This is a genomic window from Streptomyces coryli (assembly GCF_011044975.1).
Classification (GTDB): domain Bacteria; phylum Actinomycetota; class Actinomycetes; order Streptomycetales; family Streptomycetaceae; genus Streptomyces; species Streptomyces coryli.
The window spans coordinates 1-4,891 of sequence record NZ_JAAKZV010000387.1; the positions used below are offsets into that span (position 1 = coordinate 1).

The following is a 4,891-nucleotide window of genomic DNA, read 5'->3' on the forward strand; positions in this document are numbered from 1 at the left end:
CGCGGCAGCTGTCCCGGCTCCAGCGCGAAGATCTGCCGGTCGTCCGCCACCCGCCACAGCTCGGGCCGGGCGGCGGGCTCGGTCTCAGCCGCGATCTCGGTCCCAGCCGCCGTGTCTGTCTCGCCCCCGGGGTCTGCCTCGACCTCCGGTCCTGTCTCGGCCGCCGAGCCGATCTCGCCCTCCGGCTCATACGGCCCCTGATACGCGTACTCACCAGGCCGCCCCGGCACCGCCGCCCGCACGTAAGGCCGCCGCCCGCCCGGCATCCGGGGCTTCGTGCCGCTGCGGGCCCCGCGCAGGTGCAGGTCCAGGATGCGATGCCCGAGCTCCACGCCCTCCTGCCACACCGCCGGGTCGGCGGTCAGCGGGACCCGGCAGCCCTGCGGCGTGCTGCGGGCGTTGGCGAGAGCCCAGGCCAGCACGTCCTCCGGGGCCACATCAAGGCCCAGGCGCAGCTTCAGATACGGGACCAGCCCCGGCGCGAGGTTGGGCTCGCGGCCGCCGGGGCGGCGGAACAGCGGGCGGATCCGGCCCGGCCGCCCGGCCAGGGAGCGGCCGTCGGGGAGCAGGGCGGAAGCCACCAGCGCGGGACCCGCCGCGGCACCGCGCGGCAGCTGTCCCGGCTCCAGCGCGAAGATCTGCCGGTCGTCCGCCACCCGCCACAGCTCGGGCCGGGCGGCGTCGATGAGCCGGTGGTCCGGTATCAGCCACTGCTGGTCGAAGGCGCCGTGCAGGATCCGCACCGGATCAGGGCAGGCGCCCTCCTCGCGGTCCAGCGGCAGCGTCCCCGTGCGCTGGCCGGGGAGCTGGCCCACCGGCCGGTGCGGCGTCCGGCTGCGGGTGGCGTGGAACAGCGCCTCGCGGTCCGGCCCTTCGGCTTTGAGCAGCGCGTCCCACCTCGCCGTGAGCGACGCCCGGTCAGGCGCCATCACCCAGCCGCGGCCCGGCCGCAACGGGGCCACGCCCCACGGCATCAGGTCGCCGAGCGACGGGGCGGCGCCGGTCACCGCGGCGGGGCTCGTCTCACTGCTGGGCATATCGGCATCGTAACGGCGGGCGGTGACAGGGGCGGGCGCCGGTGCGCAGAACGGCGCCCGCCCCACCGCGCTACAGCCCGATCCGCGCCCCGAACCGCACGGCCGCCGGCGCGAACCGGCTCGCCAGCCGCGCCACCTTCGACTCGACCGTCACCGGGACCACCGCTTTGCGCGATCGCACCGCCGCCAGAATCTCCGTCGCCACCTTCTCCGGCGGGAAGCCGCGCCGCGCGTACAGCCCGGTGAACTTCTTCTGCTTCGCCGCCTCTTCGGCCGCGCTCAGCCCGGAGAAGGTCGTCGTCCGCGTGATGTTGGTGTTCACGATCCCGGGGCAGACCGCGCTCACCCCGATCTTCTCCGCGGCCAGTTCGGCGCGCAGGCAGTCGGAGAGCATGAAGACGGCCGCTTTGCTGGTGGCGTACGCGGCGAGCATCTTCGACGGCAGATAGGCGGCCGCCGAGGACAGGTTCACGATGTGGCCGCCCTGGCCGCGCTCCTTCATCAGCTCACCGAAGGCGCGGCAGCCGTGGATGACGCCCCACAGGTTCACGTCGAGGACCCGCTGCCACTCCGCCTCGGTGGTCTCCAGGAAGGTCCCGGAATGGCCGATCCCGGCGTTGTTCACCACGATGTCCGGCACCCCGAGCTCCGCCGCGACCGCCGCCGCGAAGGCCGCCACCTCCTTCCCGTCGGAGACGTCCACCCGCCGCGTCGTCACCTCCGCGCCGAGCAGCCGGGCGAGTTCGGCCGTACGCTCCAGGCCCTCCGCACTCACATCACAGAGCGCGAGCGAGGCGCCCCGCTCCCCGAAGGCGAGCGCCGTGGCCCGGCCGATGCCGCTGCCCGCGCCCGTAACGACGACGACCTTGCCGCCGAACTCGCCGTCCCTGGCGGGGCCGCGCCCGTGCTGCGCCTCCACCAGCGAACGGGCGGCGGGCGCGCCCTCCTGATGTGCGGTGAACTCGCGGATCATCCTGGCCACGACGGGTCCTTTCTGCAGCAGTGCCGACCAGTGCGTGGCGGGCAGTTCCCGGCGCCACAGCTTCGGGGCCCACTTCTCGAGCCCCTCGGTCAGCGCCGGGCTGACGTAGTTGTCCTTGGTGAGGGTGATGACCTGGACCGGCACCGCGGTCGGCCGCTGCCTCGGGTGCAGCAGCCGCGGCAGCATGTTGGCGCGGTACAGCCGCACCCCACGCGCCGCGTCGCCGGCGAGCGTCTTGTGCGGATGCCCGGGCCGCGGCGTGACGCCCTCGAAGGCGCGCAGCACCGTGCCCCAGCCGCGGGCGAGGCCGAACCGCCAGGCGGCGGGGGCGAGCACGGGGATGTGGAAGAGGTAGATGTACCAGGAGTGCAGGCCCTGCGAGGCGAGCTGCTTCAGATGGCGCGGGGTGGGGCGGCGCATGCGGCGGCGCAGCCAGTGGCCCATGTGGTCGAGGCACGGGCCCGACATCGTCGTGTACGAGGCGATGTGCTCGGCGGCGCCGGGGTCGGTGACGGCCTCCCAGGCCTGGATCGAGCCCCAGTCGTGCGCGACGACGTGCACGGGACGGTCCGGGCTGGTGGCTTTGGCCACCGCGAACAGGTCCTCGGCCAGCAGTTCCAGCCGGTAGCCGTCCGTGCCGGACGGCTTGCCCGAGGCGCCGGAGCCGCGGACGTCGTAGCGCACCACGTGGTGGTCGGCGGCGAGTTCGGCGGCGATGTCGTCCCAGACGCGGTGGGTGTCGGGGTAGCCGTGCACCAGCAGCACGGTGGGCGCGTGCGGGTCACCCTGCTCGTATACGGCGAGGGAGATGTCGCCGGACTGGACGCGGGTGCGGCGGGGGCTCATCGGACACCCGCCTTCGTACGATCCCGCAGCGCGAGGCCGCGATGGACATGCGGGAGATCGTCGTCGAGCCAGTACGCGTCGTCCTCGGTGACCACCAGCAGCTCCTCGAACTTCAGCCCCACGTCCCGGAATCCGACGTGCGGCTCCACCGCCCACAGCCCGGGCGTCGGCGCATGCCGCGAGGCGCGCCCGTCGGCCCACAGCGGGGAGCGGCCCGCCATCCGCTCGTGGATCAGCTCCCGGCCGAGGGTCTGCAGGGTGCGGACGCCGAAGCCGAAGAGGTTCACGCCCGCGGGCAGCCGCTGCGGGGGCATGCGGGTGACCTGGTGGCCGATGACGCGGCCTGGATAGACCTGGTGCCGGTTGTCGTAGCCGTGCTCGGCGATCTTCGCATCGACGGCGGCGTAGACCTCGTTGAGCGTCCGGCGCTCCCGCACCAACTGGACGATCAGCTCACGGTAGTCCAGCAGATCGGCGGCGATGCGGTCCCAGATGGGGTTGTGGCCGACCACGCCGCCGTAGCCGATGTCGGCCGTATAGCCGTCGACGACGGGCGCGCAGTCGAGGACGTACGACATGCCCTCGCGCAGCTTGCGGCCTGTGGCGAAGAACTGCAGCGGGGTGCGGAAGTGCCGGAAGGCGGTGCGGTCGCCGAACCAGGCGAACGGCACGTGGAAGAAGTCCTCCACCCCCGCGGCGACCAGCTCCCGGCGCAGCCGCCCGGCGGCCTGCCGCTCGGTGACGCCGGGCTCCAGCCAGTCGGCGACGGACTGAGCGCAGCGGTACGCGAGTTGCTGCAGCTCGCGGAAGCGGTCGAGGTCGTGCTCGTCGAAGGGGAAGGCGGGCAAGGGCGGGCGGGGGCTCATGGCGAGGGTCTCCTAGGGAGGTGGGTCAGACGTCCAGTTCGAGGCAGCCGCCCTCGTCCGCGCGCGAGACGCAGACGAGCATCTCGCCCGCGGCCCGCTGGGCGTCGGTGAGCTTGCGGTCGCGGTGGTCGACGGCGCCGGAGCGCACCCGCACCTTGCAGACCCCGCAGAACCCCTGCTGACAGGAGTACGCGGTGGCGGGCTCCGCGGCGCGCAGCACCTCCAGGGCGCTTTGGTCGGCGGGCACGGGCAGCTCGCGGCCGTCGCGCAGCCGGAGGGTGAAGGGCTTGCCGTCGACGATCGGCGCGGCGGTGAAGCGCTCGAAGTGCAGGGCGGCGGCCGGGCTTTGGGGGAGCGCGCCCTGCAGCGCGTCCAGCATCGGTGCCGGTCCGCAGGCGTACACGGCGGCGTCCTCCGGCGCCCGGGCGAGCAGCGCGGCCGCGTCCGGGCAGCCGCCGTGCTCGTCGTCGGCGAGAATCTCGATACGGCCGGGGTGCTGCCGCGCCAGCCGGTCGAGCTCGGCGGCGAAGGGCAGCGAGGCGCGGGTACGGCCCGCGTGCACCAGGCGCCAGTCGAGCCCGCGCCAGGCGGCCTCGTACGCCATCGGCAGGACCGGCGTGATGCCGATGCCGCCGGCGATCAGCAGCACGCGCGGCTCGCCCGCGAACGGGAAGGCGTTGCGCGGCCCGGCCACCGAGACCCGGGTGCCCACGGCGAGCTCCCGGTGCACCTCGGCCGAGCCGCCACCGCCGTCGGGCAGGTGCCGGACCGCGATCCGGTACGCGTACCGGTCCGCGGGGTCGCCGCACAGCGAGTACTGCCGGCGCAGGCCGGACGGCAGGTCGAGGTCGAGGTGGGCGCCGGGCTGCCAGCGCGGCAGCTGCCGCCGGTCGGGGGCGGCGAGGCGCAGCGCGATGACGTCGTCGGCGACGGAGTCGCGGGCGGTGACGGTGAGTTCGGTGGGGCGGTCGGCGGGTGGTGCGGGCCGGTAGTAGTCCTTGCCGGTGCTGGCCGGGATGTACCAGGAGGCGAACCAGTCGAGACCGGCGAGAAAGCGGTCCGGGCGGGGCCTGCCGTACAGGTCCGGTGGTGGGGTGCTGCGCTACTTCAGCCCGGGTTACCACTGTCTCTTATAGACATCTCCAGCCCACGAGACATGA

Annotated in this window: 4 protein-coding genes; all 4 read right to left on the reverse strand. The window is 74.1% G+C overall.

The annotated features are described in order from the left end of the window. Nucleotides 1–1,037 (reverse strand): type ISP restriction/modification enzyme (locus tag G5C51_RS39810; protein WP_165245470.1); only part of this gene is annotated, 1,037 nt, incomplete at its 3' end. A 70-nt stretch (nt 1,038–1,107) separates the two neighbouring features. Beyond that, nucleotides 1,108–2,865, reverse strand: coding sequence for an SDR family oxidoreductase (locus G5C51_RS39815; protein ID WP_165245472.1), 1,758 nt, complete (start codon nt 2,863–2,865; stop codon nt 1,108–1,110). Further along, entirely contained in the window at nt 2,862–3,731 is an 870-nt protein-coding gene (locus G5C51_RS39820; protein WP_165245474.1) for a M24 family metallopeptidase, read from the reverse strand. Before G5C51_RS39820 ends, G5C51_RS39815 begins: the two co-directional genes overlap by 4 nt. Before the next feature lie 25 nt (nt 3,732–3,756). Beyond that, nucleotides 3,757–4,812, reverse strand: a complete 1,056-nt coding sequence (locus tag G5C51_RS39825) for a PDR/VanB family oxidoreductase (RefSeq protein ID WP_165245476.1) — start codon at nt 4,810–4,812, stop codon at nt 3,757–3,759. Nucleotides 4,813–4,891: the final 79 nt, after the last annotated feature.

Coding starts and splice junctions, on each gene's coding strand:
- G5C51_RS39820 (WP_165245474.1), bottom strand. CDS start 3,731: ATGAGCCCCCGCCCGCCCTTGCCCGCCTTCCCCTTCGACGAGCACGAC.
- G5C51_RS39815 (WP_165245472.1), bottom strand. CDS start 2,865: ATGAGCCCCCGCCGCACCCGCGTCCAGTCCGGCGACATCTCCCTCGCC.